The organism is Collinsella aerofaciens (assembly GCF_040915545.1).
Classification (GTDB): Bacteria; Actinomycetota; Coriobacteriia; order Coriobacteriales; family Coriobacteriaceae; genus Collinsella; species Collinsella aerofaciens_BE.
The window spans coordinates 85,845-103,733 of record NZ_JBCPDH010000005.1 but is presented as its reverse complement, the minus strand read 5'-3'; the positions used below and the strand labels follow the sequence as shown (position 1 = coordinate 103,733).

The 17,889-nt window shown below is 60.4% G+C and carries 20 protein-coding genes and 4 tRNA genes; 1 reads left to right on the top strand and 23 read right to left on the bottom strand.

The genetic code is table 11. The features are described 5' to 3' along the window. Positions 1–2: 2 nt before the first annotated feature. The 4 genes from AB5202_RS03110 to serS form a co-directional block, all read right to left on the bottom strand. A tRNA-Arg gene (locus AB5202_RS03110) sits at positions 3–76 on the bottom strand. 354 nt (positions 77–430) lie between these two features. Then, positions 431–507, bottom strand: a tRNA-Arg gene (locus AB5202_RS03105). 77 nt (positions 508–584) lie between these two features. Beyond that, positions 585–962: a hypothetical protein gene (locus tag AB5202_RS03100; protein WP_161161080.1), complete on the bottom strand. Its 378-nt coding sequence runs from the start codon at positions 960–962 to the stop codon at positions 585–587. Between the two features lie 173 nt (positions 963–1,135). Continuing rightward, positions 1,136–2,419 (bottom strand): serine--tRNA ligase, encoded by a 1,284-nt coding sequence (serS, locus tag AB5202_RS03095; protein WP_161161074.1) that lies wholly within the window; start codon positions 2,417–2,419, stop codon positions 1,136–1,138. A 111-nt stretch (positions 2,420–2,530) separates the two neighbouring features. Here serS and AB5202_RS03090 point away from each other — a divergent pair, with 111 nt between their 5' ends. Continuing rightward, positions 2,531–2,704 carry a DUF6724 family protein gene (locus AB5202_RS03090; protein ID WP_006235069.1) on the top strand — a complete coding sequence of 58 codons (174 nt, stop codon included), beginning with the start codon at positions 2,531–2,533 and terminating at the stop codon, positions 2,702–2,704. Positions 2,705–2,863: 159 nt separating this feature from the next. On the opposite strand, the gene proC is transcribed toward AB5202_RS03090, so the two are convergent. From proC to AB5202_RS02995, 19 genes are all read right to left on the bottom strand, one after another. Next, positions 2,864–3,634, bottom strand: a complete 771-nt coding sequence (proC, locus tag AB5202_RS03085; RefSeq protein ID WP_368143565.1) for a pyrroline-5-carboxylate reductase — start codon at positions 3,632–3,634, stop codon at positions 2,864–2,866. A gap of 73 nt (positions 3,635–3,707) precedes the next feature. Continuing rightward, positions 3,708–4,178: a 23S rRNA (pseudouridine(1915)-N(3))-methyltransferase RlmH gene (gene rlmH, locus AB5202_RS03080; RefSeq protein ID WP_035136824.1), complete on the bottom strand. Its 471-nt coding sequence runs from the start codon at positions 4,176–4,178 to the stop codon at positions 3,708–3,710. A 6-nt stretch (positions 4,179–4,184) separates the two neighbouring features. Then, positions 4,185–5,123: an SPFH domain-containing protein gene (locus tag AB5202_RS03075; RefSeq protein ID WP_270226098.1), complete on the bottom strand. Its 939-nt coding sequence runs from the start codon at positions 5,121–5,123 to the stop codon at positions 4,185–4,187. Positions 5,124–5,428: 305 nt separating this feature from the next. After that, positions 5,429–5,515 (bottom strand) — tRNA-Leu (locus tag AB5202_RS03070). Positions 5,516–5,558: 43 nt separating this feature from the next. Further along, entirely contained in the window at positions 5,559–6,476 is a 918-nt protein-coding gene (locus AB5202_RS03065; protein WP_368143564.1) for a TatD family hydrolase, read from the bottom strand. Further along, entirely contained in the window at positions 6,466–7,326 is an 861-nt protein-coding gene (rsmA, locus tag AB5202_RS03060; protein WP_368143563.1) for a 16S rRNA (adenine(1518)-N(6)/adenine(1519)-N(6))-dimethyltransferase RsmA, read from the bottom strand. Before rsmA ends, AB5202_RS03065 begins: the two co-directional genes overlap by 11 nt. A 110-nt stretch (positions 7,327–7,436) precedes the next feature. Beyond that, a complete protein-coding gene (metG, locus tag AB5202_RS03055; RefSeq protein WP_368143562.1) occupies positions 7,437–9,038 on the bottom strand; it encodes a methionine--tRNA ligase in 1,602 nt (533 codons plus the stop codon). Between the two features lie 69 nt (positions 9,039–9,107). Further along, complete coding sequence (gene rsmI / locus AB5202_RS03050; protein ID WP_347478070.1) at positions 9,108–9,986, bottom strand: 16S rRNA (cytidine(1402)-2'-O)-methyltransferase; 879 nt, start codon at positions 9,984–9,986, stop codon at positions 9,108–9,110. A 6-nt stretch (positions 9,987–9,992) separates the two neighbouring features. Then, positions 9,993–11,054, bottom strand: a complete 1,062-nt coding sequence (locus AB5202_RS03045; RefSeq protein WP_368143561.1) for a glycoside hydrolase family 5 protein — start codon at positions 11,052–11,054, stop codon at positions 9,993–9,995. A 649-nt stretch (positions 11,055–11,703) separates the two neighbouring features. Next, positions 11,704–11,776: transfer RNA gene (locus tag AB5202_RS03040), tRNA-Phe, on the bottom strand. 157 nt (positions 11,777–11,933) lie between these two features. Beyond that, on the bottom strand, positions 11,934–12,293 hold the full coding sequence (locus tag AB5202_RS03035) for a DUF192 domain-containing protein (protein ID WP_338404412.1): 360 nt from the start codon (positions 12,291–12,293) through the stop codon (positions 11,934–11,936). Beyond that, positions 12,290–12,766: a TadE/TadG family type IV pilus assembly protein gene (locus AB5202_RS03030; RefSeq protein ID WP_368143559.1), complete on the bottom strand. Its 477-nt coding sequence runs from the start codon at positions 12,764–12,766 to the stop codon at positions 12,290–12,292. The genes AB5202_RS03035 and AB5202_RS03030 overlap by 4 nt, the downstream gene beginning before the upstream one ends. Beyond that, positions 12,766–14,826 carry a hypothetical protein gene (locus tag AB5202_RS03025; protein WP_368143558.1) on the bottom strand — a complete coding sequence of 687 codons (2,061 nt, stop codon included), beginning with the start codon at positions 14,824–14,826 and terminating at the stop codon, positions 12,766–12,768. Before AB5202_RS03025 ends, AB5202_RS03030 begins: the two co-directional genes overlap by 1 nt. 64 nt (positions 14,827–14,890) lie before the next feature. Further along, complete coding sequence (locus tag AB5202_RS03020) at positions 14,891–15,427, bottom strand: TadE/TadG family type IV pilus assembly protein (RefSeq protein ID WP_195521636.1); 537 nt, start codon at positions 15,425–15,427, stop codon at positions 14,891–14,893. Beyond that, a complete protein-coding gene (locus tag AB5202_RS03015) occupies positions 15,363–15,581 on the bottom strand; it encodes a hypothetical protein (protein ID WP_316365221.1) in 219 nt (72 codons plus the stop codon). The genes AB5202_RS03020 and AB5202_RS03015 overlap by 65 nt, the downstream gene beginning before the upstream one ends. 1 nt (position 15,582) lies before the next feature. Continuing rightward, positions 15,583–16,146, bottom strand: a complete 564-nt coding sequence (locus tag AB5202_RS03010; protein WP_161115718.1) for a hypothetical protein — start codon at positions 16,144–16,146, stop codon at positions 15,583–15,585. After that, complete coding sequence (locus tag AB5202_RS03005) at positions 16,110–16,343, bottom strand: hypothetical protein (protein ID WP_006235091.1); 234 nt, start codon at positions 16,341–16,343, stop codon at positions 16,110–16,112. The genes AB5202_RS03010 and AB5202_RS03005 overlap by 37 nt, the downstream gene beginning before the upstream one ends. Positions 16,344–16,353: 10 nt before the next feature. Further along, positions 16,354–16,995, bottom strand: a complete 642-nt coding sequence (locus AB5202_RS03000; protein ID WP_368143556.1) for a type II secretion system F family protein — start codon at positions 16,993–16,995, stop codon at positions 16,354–16,356. Next, the gene (locus AB5202_RS02995) at positions 16,992–17,885 is read right to left on the bottom strand and encodes a type II secretion system F family protein (protein ID WP_368143554.1); all 894 of its coding nucleotides are present in this window, start codon (positions 17,883–17,885) and stop codon (positions 16,992–16,994) included. Before AB5202_RS02995 ends, AB5202_RS03000 begins: the two co-directional genes overlap by 4 nt. Positions 17,886–17,889 lie beyond the last annotated feature (4 nt).

Sequence of the window (17,889 nt, the reverse complement as noted above, 5' to 3'; positions counted from 1 at the left end):
GGTGCGGCGTATAGGATTCGAACCTATGACGTTCTGATTCGTAGTCAGACCCTCTATCCAGCTGAGGTAACGCCGCAACGCACGGATTATTATGCACGTGACCCCTCGATGGGTCAAGCGACAATTTGGAAAAAATTTACGAAGTGATGATTAAGATGCCCTCGCCTCGACCGAGGTTCGAATCCGTGCGGTGCCGGCGTAAAAGAAAAGCCCCCGTTGCCGGAGGCTTCAAGTTCAATTGGTGCGGCGTATAGGATTCCGCGCATCCGCTGCGCGGATCCGCACCGGCTCCGCCCGCCTTCCGGCGTGCTCGCCCGCGGGCTAAAAACGCTCCGCGTTTTCTTTACGCCCGCGCCTCGACCGAGGTTCGAATCCATGCAGTGCCGACGTAAAAGAAAAGCCCCCGTTGCCGGAGGCTTTCGATTTCAATTGGTGCGGCGTATAGGATTCGAACCTATGACGTTCTGATTCGTAGTCAGACCCTCTATCCAGCTGAGGTAACGCCGCAGCGCAAGACATATAAAACCACTTTAGCTTATTGGAGTCAAGCACAATCTCAAACTTTTTTGTGGAACGCAGTTTTGTCATGCTGCTCCGCATATACCGCTGTTCCCCGTACGATCGATTGGCTTTTCGATCACGTCGAACTTGGCATCAAGTTCCCTCAGGAGCGATCTCACCCGCTGGGCACAATCATAATCGGCAAACGAGATGCTCAGCATGCGCGCGACCTGGTTGGAAGTCCCAACTCCATAGAAGTGCTCCAGCGCCACAAGTCCCTCGTGCATCACAAAGGTCTCGACCACATGCGGCGACTCCTCAAAGCACCATTGTGTCAACGGACCCTCACTCGTCTGCCGAACCACCAGGCCGCCCATGCCAGACGGCTCACACGTTACAAGCAGGTACTCCCCGCCCTCGTCGCTCTCAAACAAAACCACCCGATCATCAAACAGCTCCATCGCGTCCCCTTTCTCTCGCTCTTATTTAGCAAAAGCATAGCAGGTAGATGGCTGTATACAGAACAGTTGTTCGTGTGTTTTCTATTGAGCTGTCCGCACGGCATGGTATAGACCTGCGCACGAAATAGGGCGCCCCCGAAGGAGCGCCCTTGCATATCCCCTATGCAGCCAACTTACGCGACCGGCTCGATCTTCTCGAGACCACCCATGTAAGGACGCAGGACCTCGGGGATCGTGATGGTGCCGTCGGAGTTCTGGTAGTTCTCCAGAATGGCGGCCATGGTGCGGCCAGCCGGCAGGCCGGAACCGTTGAGCGTGTGCAGGTAGCGCGAACCCTTGAAGTTCTCGGGGTCGCGATACTTGATGTTGGCGCGGCGAGCCTGGAAGTCACCGCAGTTGGAGCAGGAGCTGATCTCCTTGTAGGCGTTGTAGCTCGGCAGCCAGACCTCGACGTCGTAGGTCTGACGGGCAGAGAAGCCCAAGTCGCCGGTGCACAGGCTAATCACGCGATACGGAAGGCCCAGCTGCTGCAGCAGGTACTCGGCCTCGGCGGTCATGCTCTCGAGCTCCTCGTCGGACTCCTCCGGCTTAGCGAACTTGACCATCTCGACCTTGTCGAACTCGTGCTGACGGATGATGCCGCGGGTGTCGCGACCGGCGGAACCGGCCTCCTCGCGGAAGCAGGGGGTGAAGGCGGTGTAGCGGCGCGGCAGGGTGTCGGCGTCGAGGACCTCGCCGGCGTGCAGGTTGGTGAGCACGACCTCGGCGGTGGGGATCAGGAAGTTGTCGCCCGAGACGTGGTAGGCGTCGTCCTCGAACTTGGGCAGCTGACCCGTGCCAAACATGGTCTGACGCTTGACGACGATGGGCGGCCACCACTCCTTAAAACCACGGCTGGTGTGCGTATCGAGGAAGAAGTTGATGAGGGCGCGCTCCAGGCGGGCGCCGGCGCCACCGAGAACGGTAAAACGGCTGCCGGAGAGCTTGTTGCCGCGCTCGAAGTCGAGGATGTCCAGATCGGTGCCCAGATCCCAATGCGGCTTAAAGTCGAAGTCGAACTCGCGCGGGGTGCCCCAACGACGGCGCTCAATATTCTCGTCCTCGTCCTTGCCGTACGGCGTGGCCTCGCAAGGAATGTTGGGCAGGTGAGCCATGAAGTCGTACTGCTCCTGCTCGAGAGCAGTACGGCGCTCGGCCAGACCGTCAATCTTCTCGTTGACGGCGCGCACGGCCTCCTTGGCGGCCTCGGCCTCGTCCTTCTTGCCCTCCTTCATCAGGGCGCCGATCTTCTTGGACTCGGCGTTGCGCGTAGCCTGGAGCTCCTCGACCTCGGTGATGACGGCACGGCGCTCGTCGTCGAGCTCAAAGAACTTCTCGCGATCCCAAGACGTCTGGCGGTTAGCCATGGCGACATCGATGGCATCGGGGTTCTCGCGAACAAACTTGATATCAAGCATTAGATCCTCCGGCGATATACATTCCATTTAGGTTGCAACCTTGTACATGTATGGGCAAGTATATACTTATGAGCGTTTACGACCCAACTCAACTACGCAAGAAGGCACCCAATGGACGCAGTTTTTTCCTTTTTGTTTGGCACCCGCACCGGTTTTGCCATCCTTTTCGCCGGCGGCATCCTGTTATTTGCGATTCTTGCCTTTGTAATGGAGAAGCGTACCCATAAGATGTACGTCGACCGCGGACCCAAGTCCGAGGATGAGGAAGACAGCTTCTGGGACTAACCTGCCAAAAAGGGACAGGTTTATTTTGGTCTGTTTTATCTGGGCAAACGCAAGCGCCCCGCAACTGGAATTGAGCCAGTTGCGGGGCGCTTTTCGCTAAAAGGACAAAACCGCAGAAAATACCTGCCAAAAATAAACCCGTCCTTTTTTTGGTCGGTTTTACTGGAGAGTTGCGTCGATTGCCTTGACCAGGGCGCTGCGCATGCCGGCGTCCTCGAGCGCAACGACGCCCTTGATGGTGGCACCACCGGGCGAGCATACGGCATCCTTCATCGCCGCAGGATGCTGGCCAGTTGCAAGCTGCAGCTTTGCCGTACCTAGCACCATCTGGCTCACAATGCGATAGGCATCGGCACGCGGGATACCGTGCTTGACCGCCGCATCGCCCAGGGCCTCGATTGCCATGGCGACAAATGCCGGAGCGCAACCACCCACCGTGCCGCCCACAAACAGCAGGCTCGTATCGAGCTCGACCACCGCACCGAGTTTGCCAAGCAGATCAAGCACCACGGCGCTCTGCTCATCACTAAGCGTGGAAGTCTTCTCGCAAGCGATGACGCCCTCGCCCACCGAAACCGGTGTGTTGGGCACCGTCGAGATATGCGCGACGCCCGGCAGGACCTGCTCCCACTTGGCACTGTCCCAGGTCCAGGCAACCGACAGAACGACCTTTTTGGCAAGAGCATCCTTGAGCGGGGCGAATACCTTCTCGATCATGTACGGTTTGACCGCAGCGACCACGATATCGGATGCGGCGGCAACCTCGGCGGCATCGTGGCAGGCGACCATGCCGCGCGCCTCGCAGCGCTCAACCAGTGCGTCGTAGCGACCCGCGCAGGCGCACATGTCGCTCGCAGCTACACCGGCAGCGATCCAGCCATCGGCCATAGCGCTCGCCATATTGCCAAAACCGACAAATCCAATCTTCATATCTCATAGTCCTCTCAGACACGCTCTTCAAAACGAAAGCTATTGTCCCACGCCATTGTTTCGTATTGCCGACCTATTTGTGATACGGCTCGCCACGGCTGATCTTGCAGGCGCGGTAGATTTGCTCCAGCAGCACCACGCGCGCCAAGTTATGCGGCAAGGTAATGCGTCCAAAGCTGAGCATCTCGTCGGCGCGGGCGCGCACCTCATCGCTCACGCCGTCCGAACCGCCAATCACAAAGGCGATGTCGCTGCTGCCTCGCAGCATAAGATCGTCGAGCCTCGCCGAGAGCTCCTCACTCGAACGCTCCTTGCCCTCGATAGCCAGCAGGATCACATGCGCTCGAGACGGCAATGCAGCAAGAATTGCCGCCCCCTCCTTGTCGCGCGCGGCATCCACGCCGCCCGCCTTAGCCGGGTCGATATCGGCCACCTCGCGGATATCCACCTTGGCATAGGCGCCTAGGCGCTTGGTGTACTCAGCGCACGCGTCCTTCCAAAAGCGCTCCTTGAGCTTACCGACGCAAACGACGGTGTATTTCACGCGCGTCTACTCCTTCGAATCGTTTTGAACTTTGCCGGCGGTCAGCATCTGCTCGAACATAGAGGCCGACTGCGAGAAGTCGCTCGGCAGCACGACCGTCGAGGTTTTACCCGTGCGAGCAAACTCCGTCATCATCTCGGACCACTGCGTAAACATGAACAGTTGGTTGGCCTCGTCATTGCCGACACCCGTCTCCTGGATGATCTCGAGCGAATCTTTGATACCCAGTGCGATGGCCTTGCGCTGGTTGGCGATGCCCTCGCCCGCCTTTTCCATAGCCTCGGCCTCGGCGGTCGCCTCGGTGACGCGCTTGATGCGGTCGGCCTCGGCGAGCTCCTGTGCCGCAGCGCGCTTGCGCTGGGCGGCGTTGATGTCGTTCATGGAGTTCTCGACCTCGGTCGGCAGTGCGATTTTGGTGATGAGCGTCGACACGAGGGTGAAGCCGTAGGCGGCCATCTGCTCGGAAACGGTAGCGTTGACATCCTTGGCGATGTCATCCTTCTTGGCAAAGACCTCGTCGAGTGTGTAGACGGGAATCGAAGAGCGCAGGGCGTCGGTGATGAAGTCACGCATCTGGTCGACGGGCTCCTGCAGCATGTAGTAGCTCTTGTAGATACCCGAATCTGCCGGGCCGGCGCCCATGTCATAGCTCACGTGGTACTGAGCAGAGACCTCAAGGCCGATGGTCACGTTGTCCTGGGTCTTAACGTCGATGCCAAAACCGTTTTTCATGGTGCGCAGACTCACCGTGGCGGCTTTGCGGTCAATCACGGGCACCTTCATGTGGAAGCCCGCGTTGACGATGCGGTTAAACTTGCCCAGACGCTCGATGATCACGGCATGCTGCTGTTCAACGACATAGCAGGCGTTGGGAAGCAGTAACAACAAAATGATGATGGGAATCAAAAGGCTGGTAAGGGCGGCGATGATACCGGACAACAGCATGGTCTCTCCTCTGATAGGCACACGTTGGCACTAGGATACCCGCACGAAGCAGCAACGTGACATCAACAAGAGGCCCATAACAAAAAGCTCCCATTGCTGGGAGCTCTTTCAATCAATGGTGCGGGCGAAAGGACGTCCGCGTATCCGCTTCGCGGATCCGCACCGGCTTCGGCCGCCTGCCGGCGTCCTCGCCAGCTCGCTAAAAACGCTCCGCGTTTTCTTTACGCTCGCTCCTTCACAGGTTCAGGTCCCTGTGATGGGCCCATAACAAAAAAGCTCCCATTGCTGGGAGCTCTTTCATTTAATGGTGCGGGCGAAAGGACTTGAACCTTCATGGGGTTGCCCCCATACGGACCTGAACCGTACGCGTCTGCCAATTCCGCCACGCCCGCGTGCAGAAATTAGAATAACGGAGCGCCACCACGAACGCAAGAACTATTTTTGAAAAAGTTTGCAGGCATTCTCCCAAGCGGCTTGCGCGATTGCCTCAGCATCCTCGCCGGTACGATCGACACGGTCGTTGACCAGCGTGTTTGCCGTAATGGAGATCATTGCGGGCTCGCATTCAAGACCGCGGATGGGCTCTGGAGCCATATACGGGCAATCCGTCTCGAACAAAATTCGATCGAGTGGGGTTGCCGCGAATGCCTCGCGCACCTCGTCGTTGCGTTTAAAGGTAGCCGCGCCGCCATAGGCGATGTAACAACCCAAATCCACAAAGCGCTCCATTGTGGCTCGGTCCTCGCCAAAGCAGTGCAGTACGCAACCGGCCTGGGGCACACCCACCTCGCGCAGCACGTTGTACGCATCCACATGCGAGGTGCGCTCCTCGTCCGCGTCCTCATGACGCAGATGCAACTCCACCGGAACATTGCGGCGTACGGCAAGCTCAAGCTGGCGCGCCATACAGTCGATCTGCACGTCGTGGGGCGCCGGCGCGATATCGTCGTCGTAATCCATGTGGTAGTCCAGACCGATCTCGCCAATGCCAACGCATAGGGGATCATCGAGCGCAGTCACAATCTGGGCATGGATGTTATCGGTGTAGTCGGGCGCGCCATAGGGGTGAACGCCAGCGAGATACTTGACCTGCGGAATATCCCGCATCGGCAGAATCTCGCGAACCAGCCAGTCGCTATAGTCCGTCACGCTGCGTTTGTCAGCGATGGGGTCGAACATCGTCACCAACAGGTCGACGCCCGCGGCTTTGGCGCGCACGAGCGTCTCGGGCACATCCTTGCCCCAAAACGAAAGCAGATGTGCATGCGTGTCGGCAAGCGGCGCCAAGGGCACGGGACAAGCAACCGTCTTCTTTTTCTTGGTAAACGTCACGCGTTCGGCATTAGGCGTCATGGATTAGCTCCCGGGCCAGACGGACAAAGTCGGCAACATCGAGCGTCTCGGCGCGCGTGGTGGGTGCGATACCGCAAACCTCAAAAGCGGCATCGAGCACGTCCTTGGCAAAACCGTTGGCGCTCATGGAATTTCGGATGGTCTTGCGCCGCTGAGCAAATGCAGCGTCGATCACACGAGCCACGAATTCGCGATCGAGCCCCTCGGGCACCACGCCGTCAACACGGTCGATACGCACGACGGCCGAGTCCACGTGCGGCGCTGGCATAAAGCAACGCGGCGGCACCTCAAAGCGACCCGTCACCTGCGCATACAGGCCGAGCTTTGCCGTATAGCCGCCATAGGTCTTGTTGCCCGGCACTGCGGCAATGCGATCGGCAACCTCCTTTTGCACCATGACGACGGCACGCTTGAGCGCCGGCATCGTCTGGAAAAATTGCAAAATGATCGTCGCCGCCACGTTATAGGGCAAGTTCGCGACAAATACCGTGGGCTCGCCGCCGGCGGCCTGCTCAATCTGCTCCGGGCCCACCTTAAGCGCGTCGCTCATGATAAAGCGGAAGTTGGCATAGTCGGCGGCATGGGCGTCGAGCACCGGTTCGAGCTCGGGATCTGCTTCGATCGACGTGACGCACGCCGCCTCCTGCAACAGCGCAAGCGTGAGCGTGCCAACGCCCGGACCAACCTCGAGCACGCGCTCATCGCCCGCAAGCTCGGCAAGCTCGCAAATGCGCTCGATCACATGGTTGTCGATCAGGAAGTTCTGGCCCAGGCGATGCTTGGTCGCAAGGCCAAACTCCTCCAGCAGCTCCCTTGTTGCCGTGGGGTTTGCCAAAGGCGAAGTTGTCATAGTTGCCTCCTTAGCATGATGGCGGCGTCTTGAAACGAAAGGGCATGGACCGTGGCGGCCATGCCCTTACAGCTAAACAGCAAATTGCCGATATGGCGCTCGCGCGGTCTCTACGCCAGACGCGGGAACAGCGGATCGCCCTTCTCGACGGGCTGACCACCAGCAAGCAGGCCCCAAGCGCAAATGCCCTTGAGGTCGTCGCTCGCGGCCTCGTCCTCGCAGGACAGGCGGCGCAGAGCCTCGGCAGAAGTCTGGGGCATGAGCGGCATCAGCAGGTGAGCGGCAATGCGGATGGCCTCGAGCAGGTTGTAGATCACAAACGCCAGCTCGTCAGCCTTGGCCTCGTCCTTGGCAAGTGCCCAAGGCTCGGAGTCCTCGATGTAGTGGTTGGCGGCGTGGATGAGCTCCATGACCTCGTCCTTGGCTCCACCGTAATCGAGCACGTCCATCTTGGCCATGTAGCGCTCGACCAGACCATTGGCGATCTTTGCCAGCGGGTTGTCGAACGCATCGAACGATGCGGGCTTGGCGGGCGCGCAACCGTCAAAATACTTGCCGCTCATGTTGAGCGAACGCGAGATGAGGTTGCCCCAGCTGTTGGCCAGGTCGGCGTTGTAGACCTGCTCCATGCGGTCGAAGCTGATGGCACCGTCAGTGCCGGGGACGACGTCGGTCATAAAGTAGTAGCGATAGCCCTCGACGCCCAGCATGTCGATAACGTCCTGCGGAGCGATGGCGTTGCCGCGGCTCTTGGACATCTTCTCGGCCTTGCCGGTCTCGGCATTGCGCACGGTCAGGAAGCCGTGGGCAAAGACGTGCTCGGGCAGGGCCTCGCCGATGGCCATGAGCATGGCGGGCCAAATGACGCAGTGGAAGCGGATGATGTCCTTACCCACGATGTGGAACTGCGCGGGCCAGCGATAGGCCAGCTCGGCACGCGCCTCGTCGGTGTCGACACCGTAGCCGACGGCCGTCATATAGTTGAGCAGCGCATCGAACCACACGTAGGTCACGTGACCCTCGTCAAACGGGACCTGAATGCCCCAGTCAAAGCTCGTACGGCTCACGGAAAGGTCATTAAGGCCGCCCTCGACAAAGCTACGTACCTCGTTCATGCGGAACGCAGGCTCGACAAAGTCGGGGTGCTCGTCGTAAAGCTTGAGCAGCTTGTCCTGGAAAGCGGAAAGCTTAAAGAAGTAGGACTCCTCCTGCACGCGCTCAAGCGGACGGTGGCAGTCGGGGCACAGGTGCTGGCCGACGCTGCCGTACTCCTCGTCGCCCTTCTGGACCTGCGTATCGGTGAAGTAGGTCTCGTCAGGCACGCAATACCAACCGTCGTAGCTGCCCTTATACAGGTAGCCGGACTCCTTCATGCGCTCCCACAGGTACTGCACGGCATGATGCTGGCGCGGCTCGGTGGTGCGGATGAAGTCGTCGTTGGAAATCTCGAGCTTGCTCCAAAGCTCCTTGAAGTGCGGGGCCTGGCTGTCGGTCCACTCCTGCGGCGTCATGCCATGCTTGGCTGCGGCCTCGGCGACCTTCTCGCCGTGCTCGTCCATGCCGGTCAGGAACTTGACGTTATAGCCGGCGGAGCGACGATAACGGGCCTGAACGTCGGCGATGATGGTGGAATAAGCCGTGCCCAGGTGCGGATCGGCGTTGACGTAGTAGATGGGCGTCGTGATAAAGAACGAAGGCTTGCTTTGATCCATGGGGTTTGTCCTCCAGAAAAACGTTGCATACAGGGGATGATTCTAGCGCAAGGGCTGGATATCCTCCATCTATTGCATATCGAGCACCATGGCATAGACATCGCGCTTGCGGCGCGAATACTTCTGAGACAGGCGCTTGGCCACCGCAGAGGCGGGCTCCCCCTCCTCGAGCGCGGCGCGGATATCCTCGCGCAGGGCCTCATCGGAATCCGCTGCCGCGGCGCCAACCGGCACGATACCGGCCTCCTCGTCCTCGCTCGGCGGCGCGATGACCAGCGCAATCTCGCCCTTTACCTCGCCGCGAGCACGCAGCTCCTCGGCGAGCTGGGCAGCGGGCCCGCGCAAGACCTCCTCGTGCAGCTTGGTGAGTTCGCGGCAGACGGCAACCTCACGCTGGGGAAAGACCTCCGCCACGGCCTCGAGCGTCGCCACGATGCGATGTGGAGACTCGTAGAAGATGAGCGCGCCGGGCACTACGGCAAGGCGCTGCAAACGGCGCACGCGGTCGCCGTGCTTTCGGCCCAAAAAGCCCTCGAAGAAAAAATGCTCGCAGGGAATGCCGGACGAAACGAGCGCCGTGACGCAAGCGGAGGGCCCGGGAATAACTTCTACGGGCACATCGGCCTCACGCGCCGCCTCGACCAGCGCCTGGCCGGGATCGGACACGCTCGGCATGCCGGCGTCCGAGGCAAAGGCGAGGGTCTCCCCCGCCAGCAGACGGTCGACCAGGCCGGCGGCGCGGCTGGCGATCACATTCTCGTCGCAACGGACAAGCGGCTTGGAAATGCCCAGGTGCATCAGCAGCTTCGACGTCACACGCGTGTCTTCGCAGCAAATGGCATCGGCGGCGGCAAAGGCCTCGCCAACGCGCGGGGACAGGTCGCCCAGGTTGCCGATGGGCGTGCCGACCACATAGAGTTTGCCCGTATGGGCGCTGTTTTGCGTCATATCAACCTATTCAATCATGCCGCGCTCGAGCGTGCCGAGCGCCGCGCGGGCGTCCCACGCTGCAATGCGCTTCTCGGTCTTCCACGTTTGGAAGAACCAACCGGCAGCCGGCGCAAACGAAGCCAGCTGGTTGGCGATAAACACGCGCTCGTAGGCATTGCGCCCCTCGGGCGTAACCGACGAGTTGGCAAAGATCGCCGCGCCCGACCATTCGCCCACCAGCACGGGGAACCCTGTCGAGATCGCTTCTTTAAGCTCGCGCTTGTTACGCGAAATCGCCGTCGTCAGCCCGCGGGGGCTCGTGATGTCGAGCGCATACTCGTCGCGGTAATGGTACAGGTGAAGGTCCATGTAGACGTTCTTGTACTTAGCGCCGCGCATAAAATGCTTCCACTCGCTGGGATGCCCCGAAGACGAGAAGACGACGATCTTGTCCTCGGGCATATACGAACGGACGAGCTCATAGGCATCGCGATAGAAGTTGCGCAGGTAGTGCGCAGGAATGCCATCCGTCATGGTGAAGAGGCTCTTGCGGACGCTCATCTGCGGCGTGTCCAGCAGCTCAATGCCCAGCAGGCTCTCGGCCTCGCCGTAGCGATCGGCCAAGCGCTCGAGCACGTCGAGTGCGACATGACGGCCGTTGGTGGACGAATGCCACTCGGCAACAGCCTCCGGCGTGGTGGGCGAATCGTTGGAATCGCCCTGGCCACCGGGCACCGTCGCCAGATCGAGCAGCACGCGGATGTCGTACTTGGCAGCCCACTCAATTGCACGGTCGATGTAGTCGACAACCGAGATGTAGGACGCATCGGCCTCCTGCGAACCAAAGGCATACCAGGGCACCGGCAGACGCACGGCATTGAGACCGATCTGCGCCATGCGGCGAAAATCGTCCTCACTCACAAACGTCTCGTAATGACGGCGCATGCGCTCGTTATAGGCGGCGGTGCCCATGGCCTCCTGCAGCTCGGCCGCATTGGATGCACCGGTCGCCGCGTATAGCGACGGGGTCACCCAAGGCTCGGGAATAAACCAGCCAGAGAGATTAACGCCGAGTATCCTCTCCATCACTGCCCCCTTCGGATCGTGCAGGCCAAACCTGCATCGTATTGCATAGGAAAAGTATCGTTTTGAGTATACCCGCGCGTGCGGATAGACGACCGAACGGTCTGTAAAGTGGCGCAAAAGCGGGAGGAATATCTGGGCGGGCCCGAGATGTGCACGCACGTCGGAAGTAAGCGCCGGAAAGCGCGTCCCGTTTTTCGCAAAAGACTGGGATGCATTTTCCGCTCGAGGCCTCAATCGGAAAATGCATCCCGTTCTGAGCGCGGGATCTGGGACGCAGTTTCCGCCAAAGACCGCAAAAGGAAAGCACATCCCATTCTGACGCCCGGATTCCGGGTCGCGCTTTCCCAAGCGGCCTCAAAGCGGAAAACGCATCCCACTCTGAAGCCAAATTCCGGGACGCAGTTTCGCAGAGCCCTCGATAAAAGAAAAGGACCCCTTTGCAGAGGTCCTAGTCAATTCAAGGTGGCGGGGAAGGGAATCGCGTCCGCGCGCTGCGCGGACGGACCGCTGCGGCGCTTACGCGCCTTGCGAGCTGCGCTGGCAAACGCTTACGCGTTTACTCAGCTCCGCGCCCTCACGGGGTTCGATTCCATGTGGGGGCTGCATAAAAGAAAAGGACCCCTTTGCAGAGGTCCTAGTCAATTCAAGGTGGCGGGGAAGGGAATCGAACCCCTGACACGAGGATTTTCAGTCCTCTGCTCTACCAACTGAGCTACCCAGCCATTTGAGGTGTGCCTTGTTTCAAGGCTTGATTAGTATAACCAAGGACGCGTTCCGGTCAACCGAGAATTTTAAAAAAGTTTTTGAGCACAGCCTCGGTTCTATAAATCGGCACGTCAGAGACATCAGCCGGCAGCAAGAAGTTTTTCGCTCAGTCCCTTAAGCCGGCACGCGTTGGAGAGCAGGGGTCGAAACAATGATTGAAGGACGCTCTAGTACGGCCCAGGCGCCGGGGCAGGAGCACATACACCAGGGACATACGTTTTCGTAGCGCGCGAGGATATTGCCGCGTGCATCGATGAAGGCGATGTCGATGGGATAGGCCATAAAACACGTATGGACCGAAGAGCAGCGTGGAAACGCCATGACGAGCGGCAGGCCGTTGGCGGCAACCGGACGCCGTCCCAGCATGCCGCGCAGGCGCATGACAAACGACTCCGCTACCACAAACTCGGCCGGCGTCCAACCCAGCCTATTGAGTGCCCGCGCGTAGGCGATGTAGGACGAGACCGCGGTCACATGACCACCCCCGGGCGCCATGGATCGACCGTCACCGCGCGCTCGTGCGACAACGTTGTCGGCGCCCCCAGCGGAACGCCAGCGATGCTGAGAGAAGTCGGCCACGGCTCATAGTGCATGGTGCAGGTGTAGGTCTTAAACGTACCGGATAGGGAGAGCAGGCCACCATCCGATGCCTCCGCGCCTTGCTCGCTCGACACTTCGATCTGTAAGTCATAGCCTTCCATGGCATTCAGAATTTGAGTCTGGACCGTCACCGAGGCATCGGCAGAGTTCTCGTCACCCTCCCCGCCCGGCGCCACAGCGTGCGCCAACACGATGTCGGGCACCACGCGGTCGAAGCGCGCGACAGCGCTGGCAAAGATCATGACGTTGTACACGATGAGTGCCAGCACCAGCAAAACGGGCGTAACCACTGCCATCTCAACCGTCGCTTGGGCGCGCTCCTCGCGCAGACGCATGCGGATACTCATTACGACCCACCGCCCAAAGCGCCAACCAGCGTGGCGACATCGACGGTGAGCGGGATGGAGCCGCCGCCGGGCAGAGGAATCTCCGCAAGTGTGAACACCGTACCGCTAATGGTGCGTTCGACTTGATATTCCAACGCCTCGCAAAGCGCCTTGGGATCGGTCACGCCCAACGGAATACTTCGCAGTTTGTCTTGCGTTTGAGAGAGACCCGCAATGTCAGACCCCGGACTCTTAATGACGTTGGCGGAATCGGTCAGCACCGGCTTTCGCAGGCGCAAGTCGCACGGTTCCAAACCCAGCGCCGCCACGGACGCCGAAACGGTATCGCCGAGCCACGATGCAATGGAGCCCAACGCACCGCTGCCCCCTCCTAGGTCTTTAATCATCTCGTCCATAAGTTCGTCGGCCGAACCTTGGATGTCTCCGTATCCCACGAGTAGCCGTCCCCAAACATCCATGACGCCGTCGAGCACGCCGGCAACGCCGCCCGAGCGTTCCTTCAATGTCGAGAAAAATCGCGAAAGCACGTTGTTTTGCGCCGTCGCCTCATCGGACGCCAGCACCGCGGCAGAGATAGCACCGCGATCGCCAAGCCTGACTGCCGCGTTAAACGAGGAGTTAAGTTGATCGGGGCTGGTAATGTCACCCGAAACTGCAAAGGCGACCACGCCGTTGCGGCCAGGTGGGGCGATACGCGGGCGCTCGCCGGAAAGCGCTTTAATGGCCTGGTCAAACGCATTGCCCGCACGGTCGGCCTCATCCTCGGTCTGACGCTCAAGTTCGAGTTCTTTGTTGCGGCATTCGACGTAGTCTTCCAGAGCCTCTTTGAATCGATCAAAGTGGTACTCAAAGCCGTTTTCGATAGAAGTCGAAGGAGCCGCAACGGCACCGAGCGACGAAACACCAAAATGGCATCTATTGCATTTGTCCTGCCCGTCATAAGCAGCAACCGAGGCCAGCCCGCATGGCGCCCCCTTCTTATAGTTGGGGCAACTCGTTCCGTAATGCAGATACGTCTTGCCATCGATGGCACTGGTTGGCCACACCGTATCGGTATAGAGTTCCGTCGCTCGCACCTCGTCAGTGTTGCGCGGCAACAGCGGGATATAGGAAGCGACTTCATCTCCGTCCTCGGTTACATATGCACGATTGACCTCTGTACTCGCATAGGTGTAAAACGCCTTGCGCGCCGCCGACTCCGCCTTCGTCTCGACGCTTGAGCCCTGAGGTGCCTCGTTTGCAAGGCGCAAGCGGTAATAGGCCTTCGCGCGATCGAGCGCCACTTGCGGCTCCCATGTGACACTCGAGGCATAGTGCGGATTCTCAATATCCGAAAGCTTCGCCAAGCTCTTCGCGCGTTCCCACATGCACGAACAGCTTCCGACTGCGCCTCTGTCCGATCCACCGCAGTCGGCAAGCCAGGCGCGTTCCTTGGCCTTTGACGTTTTCTCGGACGCTTTCTTCAGTTCCTTGGCAGCATAGTCAAGGTCTTTTGAGGTGCTCTCGATGGCATCGGTCGAGATCTCTGACCCTTTGAGCGCAGCGAAGTCCGACTCGGATGTCCTGGGCACGGCAAGCGCCGTACCGGTATAGGTCACACTATCGGTATCCTGCGCCGACACCGCCTGCGTGGCACGCGCGGCGATCAGATACGGCAGAGCCGTCTCGATTTTCTGTAAGCCTTCCGATGCGCTTTTGGCAAACTTGTTGCGCGTTTTAATGATCTCAATCCCGGTGTCGACCATATTGCCGGCAACTGGTTCGGCACCCGGGATGAGGATGGCGACCAGGCCCGTCCCGATCGTGGCAAACCCCGCTAGGCCCAAACTCAAGATGCTCGCATCCACCACCGTGGCAGCCGTGTGATAGGACGACACCACATTGGCGCCTGCCAGCGCGCCGCTATCGGCAGCCACCTGGGTGTCCCCCGCGCGCGACATGCTCCATATCGCCGCCGTCGACGAAAACAGCAGCGTGAGCACCACCAAGATGACCACCGCAGAGGAAAGCGTGGTGTAGGCACCGTCTTCGATAAACAGGTCGATACCGGCTCGACCCATAAAGCCGCCTCGCTTGCGATGGCAGCTCGGACGGCGCGTCAAAACGCGTCTAGACCAGAAACGCTTAATCCCATGCAGCAATCCACGAATCATAATCTCCCTCCAGCCATTCGGGACGTGATTGATACGAGACATCGACCTTGAGCTCAACGTAGCCGCCCTCGGCGGTACCACCCATAACCTGCGCAAACGCACCGATCACAGGCAACGGCTTGACCTCGCCGGAAACGGACACGGACGAGACGCCGCCCGCATCGGCCCGGCTAAGCTCGACATCCCACGACAACGGCCCGCCGGCATGAAAGATCGAAACGTTGGGCACTGCGGCAAGCCGGCGGAGGGTGAACTCCTTAAGATCGTCGTCCTCCGCCGTCGTCGTGGTCATGAGCCGCGCGGTCTCGGCGGCGGCAGACTCCATGACCGCGCGCGTATAAAGCAGGCACACCGGTTGCAGTGCGAGAAGGATGAGCGTCAGAAACGTCGGCAGCAAAAAAGCGGCCTCGACCGTAGACTGCGCCCGGTCCTCGCGCGCGATATCAATACAACGCGATGTCCTTAGCGCCCGCAGCGGCGTCGATAACCGACGTCGAGGCAACGCCATGGGATGCCGCCCGCTCAACCAGCGCCGCCAAGCGTCCATCGGTGCCAGCACGCCAAAGTCCCACAATCGCCAGCACGATCGATAACAGCGCCACCGTGACGATGGCGTATTCGACCGTCGCCTGGGCAGATTCCTCACGCAGAATGCCATGCATTTCACGATCCCTCCTTTGAGCTTATTGTTTGCGGGACCAGACGCACGGCGCGCAGACGACACGAAGCATCGCCAGCATCCGCGGCAACCGTCACCATATCGACCCAGCCGCGCCCATCGCGCACGATGGCGCCCCATACGTTGCCCTTAATATCGAGATAGCCGCTCAGGGCGAGCTGGGCCGTTGGCACCTCGCGGTAGGCGCGTAACATATCCGCCGCTGCCTCGGTCATCGGTCGGTCCTCGGACCATGCAAGCCGGACCGCAATCGCGTTGTCCTCAGGTGAATCCGTCGCAGTGCCAGACCGCTTGTCGAGCGTCCGCAGAAAGGTTTGCGCCGTGACAGCGACATCCGAATCGTCCGCATCTCGCATCTCATCTTTTTGAGACGCCACCGCCGAATCTGAGCCCGAATCGAAGGCGGCCCCAGGACGCTGCTGCCGCGCAGCGTTAAGCCCCCAAAGCACCGCCGCTATCGCCACGGTCAGGCAAGCAAACACCAGCAGCACCCCGATGGGGCGCTCGCCCTCTACAGGCTGTTGATGCCCTCGCTGATAGCGTTCCATAGATCTTGGACCTTGCCCTTAAATGCGACAATGGCAATGATGGCGATCACCACGAGCACGCCGACCAAGATGGCGTATTCGGTGGTGCCCTGCGCACTCTCCTCCTGCAGTAGCTCCCCGGCATGCTGGCGAGCGCGAATTGACTGGCAAACAGCCCAGCTCCAGACCTTGCCAGCAACGTCAGTCATCGTGTTCATGTATTCCTCCCTACATCATCCCGCCTGCTCCCAACAGCGGGCCCAATATGGACAGAAGCAACGCCGGCAAGATGAGTGTGCCGGTGGGAATCAGCAGCTTGACGGGCGCACGCTCGATCTCGCGCTCGACCGCGGCGCGATGAGCCGCACGGATCTCGCGACTTTGAGCGGCCAGTGTCTCGGCAAGTGGGGCACCCAGGGCGAGCGCCTGTCCCACCGTGATGGCAAAGGTCTCGAGCGCTCGCACGTCCAGGTCGCGCGCGGCGGCCAACAACTCGTCCTCACGCGTGCCCACGCCCACCTGCCACGCCATGCAGGCCCGCTCAAGTCGAAGAGCCAGCACTGACCGGCGGTTGGCGCAGAAAATCTCAAGCGCCGCATCAAACGAAAGACCGGCCGAAAGACCCAAGCGCACAACATCGATCATCTCGGACACTTCGCCGAGCGACACTCGCACCGGGCCGCCCGCTCCAACCGCGCCCTTCATTCGCGCGGTCAGAGCATCGACCACCGAGCGACCCGCGGCAGCGACCAGCACCGCCTCACGCTTGCAGGCCTCTGCGATCTTGCGTGCATCCGCCCGATCCAAACCCGTCGCGACAAATACACTCAGAGCGCACAGGCAAGCCGCAACTGCAACCGGGGCGCTCATAGCTCCACCCGCATAATGCGCCTGATAACCACCAGGGCAACGGCGTTGAGGGCAAAACCCAGTACCACAGCGCCCGCGCCGGCAGGCGTCGCAAGACCGCGACGAAAATCTGCCGAAAGCAGCGCCAACACCGCGCACATGCCCGTCGGCATCGCCGCGACCATATGCGCAGACATGCGGGCCTGCGACGTCTTAACATCTAGGCGGCGCTTGAGCTCAATGCGCTCCCCCACCATGCTCGACGCCTCGGACAGTAAGTCGGCAAGCGGAGCGCCGGTGCGCTGTGACACCTTAAGCGCCAAGGTCACAAGCGAAAGACCGGGGGCGTCGATGCGCACGAGCAAGTCATCGAGCGCGTCGATCGCCGAGATGCCGCAATCGATCGCCGCCGCCACCCGCAAAAACTCGGTATGCACCGGTTCTTGCGCATGAGCGCCCACAAAGCGCATGCCCTGGGCCAGCGAATGTCCCGAGGCAAGCGACATGGAAAGTGCGGTAAACGCCTCGGGCATGGCCTCTTCTGCATCGTGTTGCTCGCGCCGGCTCTCAAAGCCATCCCGAGCGGCGCCAACGGCAATCGGAGCAACAAGTCCCAAGGCAAATCCGAGGGGCGATAACGACACCATCGTTAGTAAAATGCAGCAGACACCGCTCGAGAGCAGCAGAAACGCCAAACGCCCCGAAGCATCTTCGATCACGAGGCCAAGGCGATGCGCCGGAGCCAGCGATGCCCACGAACGGGCGATCTTTTTCAGCAGATCGTTTTCCACCAGCTCACGCGGCAGTTTCTCTGCCACCGTCTCGAGCGCCTGACGCGCCAGCTCCGCCGGCGGCACCTGCGGCACACGAGGTTCCGCCCCGCACGCCGTCGCGACAGAAAACCCTGCCAAACCC

What these genes read in the sequence shown, in the direction of transcription:
- rsmI (WP_347478070.1), bottom strand. Translation starts at nt 9,986, where the DNA reads ATGACGCAAAACAGCGCCCATACGGGCAAACTCTATGTGGTCGGCACG.
- AB5202_RS03065 (WP_368143564.1), bottom strand. Translation starts at nt 6,476, where the DNA reads ATGACGCCTAATGCCGAACGCGTGACGTTTACCAAGAAAAAGAAGACG.
- AB5202_RS03090 (WP_006235069.1), top strand. Translation starts at nt 2,531, where the DNA reads ATGGACGCAGTTTTTTCCTTTTTGTTTGGCACCCGCACCGGTTTTGCC.
- metG (WP_368143562.1), bottom strand. Translation starts at nt 9,038, where the DNA reads ATGGATCAAAGCAAGCCTTCGTTCTTTATCACGACGCCCATCTACTAC.
- AB5202_RS03100 (WP_161161080.1), bottom strand. Translation starts at nt 962, where the DNA reads ATGGAGCTGTTTGATGATCGGGTGGTTTTGTTTGAGAGCGACGAGGGC.
- AB5202_RS03015 (WP_316365221.1), bottom strand. Translation starts at nt 15,581, where the DNA reads ATGCATGGCATTCTGCGTGAGGAATCTGCCCAGGCGACGGTCGAATAC.
- serS (WP_161161074.1), bottom strand. Translation starts at nt 2,419, where the DNA reads ATGCTTGATATCAAGTTTGTTCGCGAGAACCCCGATGCCATCGATGTC.
- AB5202_RS03000 (WP_368143556.1), bottom strand. Translation starts at nt 16,995, where the DNA reads ATGAGCGCCCCGGTTGCAGTTGCGGCTTGCCTGTGCGCTCTGAGTGTA.
- AB5202_RS03005 (WP_006235091.1), bottom strand. Translation starts at nt 16,343, where the DNA reads ATGAACACGATGACTGACGTTGCTGGCAAGGTCTGGAGCTGGGCTGTT.
- AB5202_RS03025 (WP_368143558.1), bottom strand. Translation starts at nt 14,826, where the DNA reads ATGGGTCGAGCCGGTATCGACCTGTTTATCGAAGACGGTGCCTACACC.
- AB5202_RS03075 (WP_270226098.1), bottom strand. Translation starts at nt 5,123, where the DNA reads ATGCTGTTGTCCGGTATCATCGCCGCCCTTACCAGCCTTTTGATTCCC.
- proC (WP_368143565.1), bottom strand. Translation starts at nt 3,634, where the DNA reads ATGAAGATTGGATTTGTCGGTTTTGGCAATATGGCGAGCGCTATGGCC.
- AB5202_RS03010 (WP_161115718.1), bottom strand. Translation starts at nt 16,146, where the DNA reads ATGGAACGCTATCAGCGAGGGCATCAACAGCCTGTAGAGGGCGAGCGC.
- rsmA (WP_368143563.1), bottom strand. Translation starts at nt 7,326, where the DNA reads ATGACAACTTCGCCTTTGGCAAACCCCACGGCAACAAGGGAGCTGCTG.
- AB5202_RS03030 (WP_368143559.1), bottom strand. Translation starts at nt 12,766, where the DNA reads ATGAGTATCCGCATGCGTCTGCGCGAGGAGCGCGCCCAAGCGACGGTT.
- AB5202_RS03045 (WP_368143561.1), bottom strand. Translation starts at nt 11,054, where the DNA reads ATGGAGAGGATACTCGGCGTTAATCTCTCTGGCTGGTTTATTCCCGAG.
- AB5202_RS03020 (WP_195521636.1), bottom strand. Translation starts at nt 15,427, where the DNA reads ATGGCGTTGCCTCGACGTCGGTTATCGACGCCGCTGCGGGCGCTAAGG.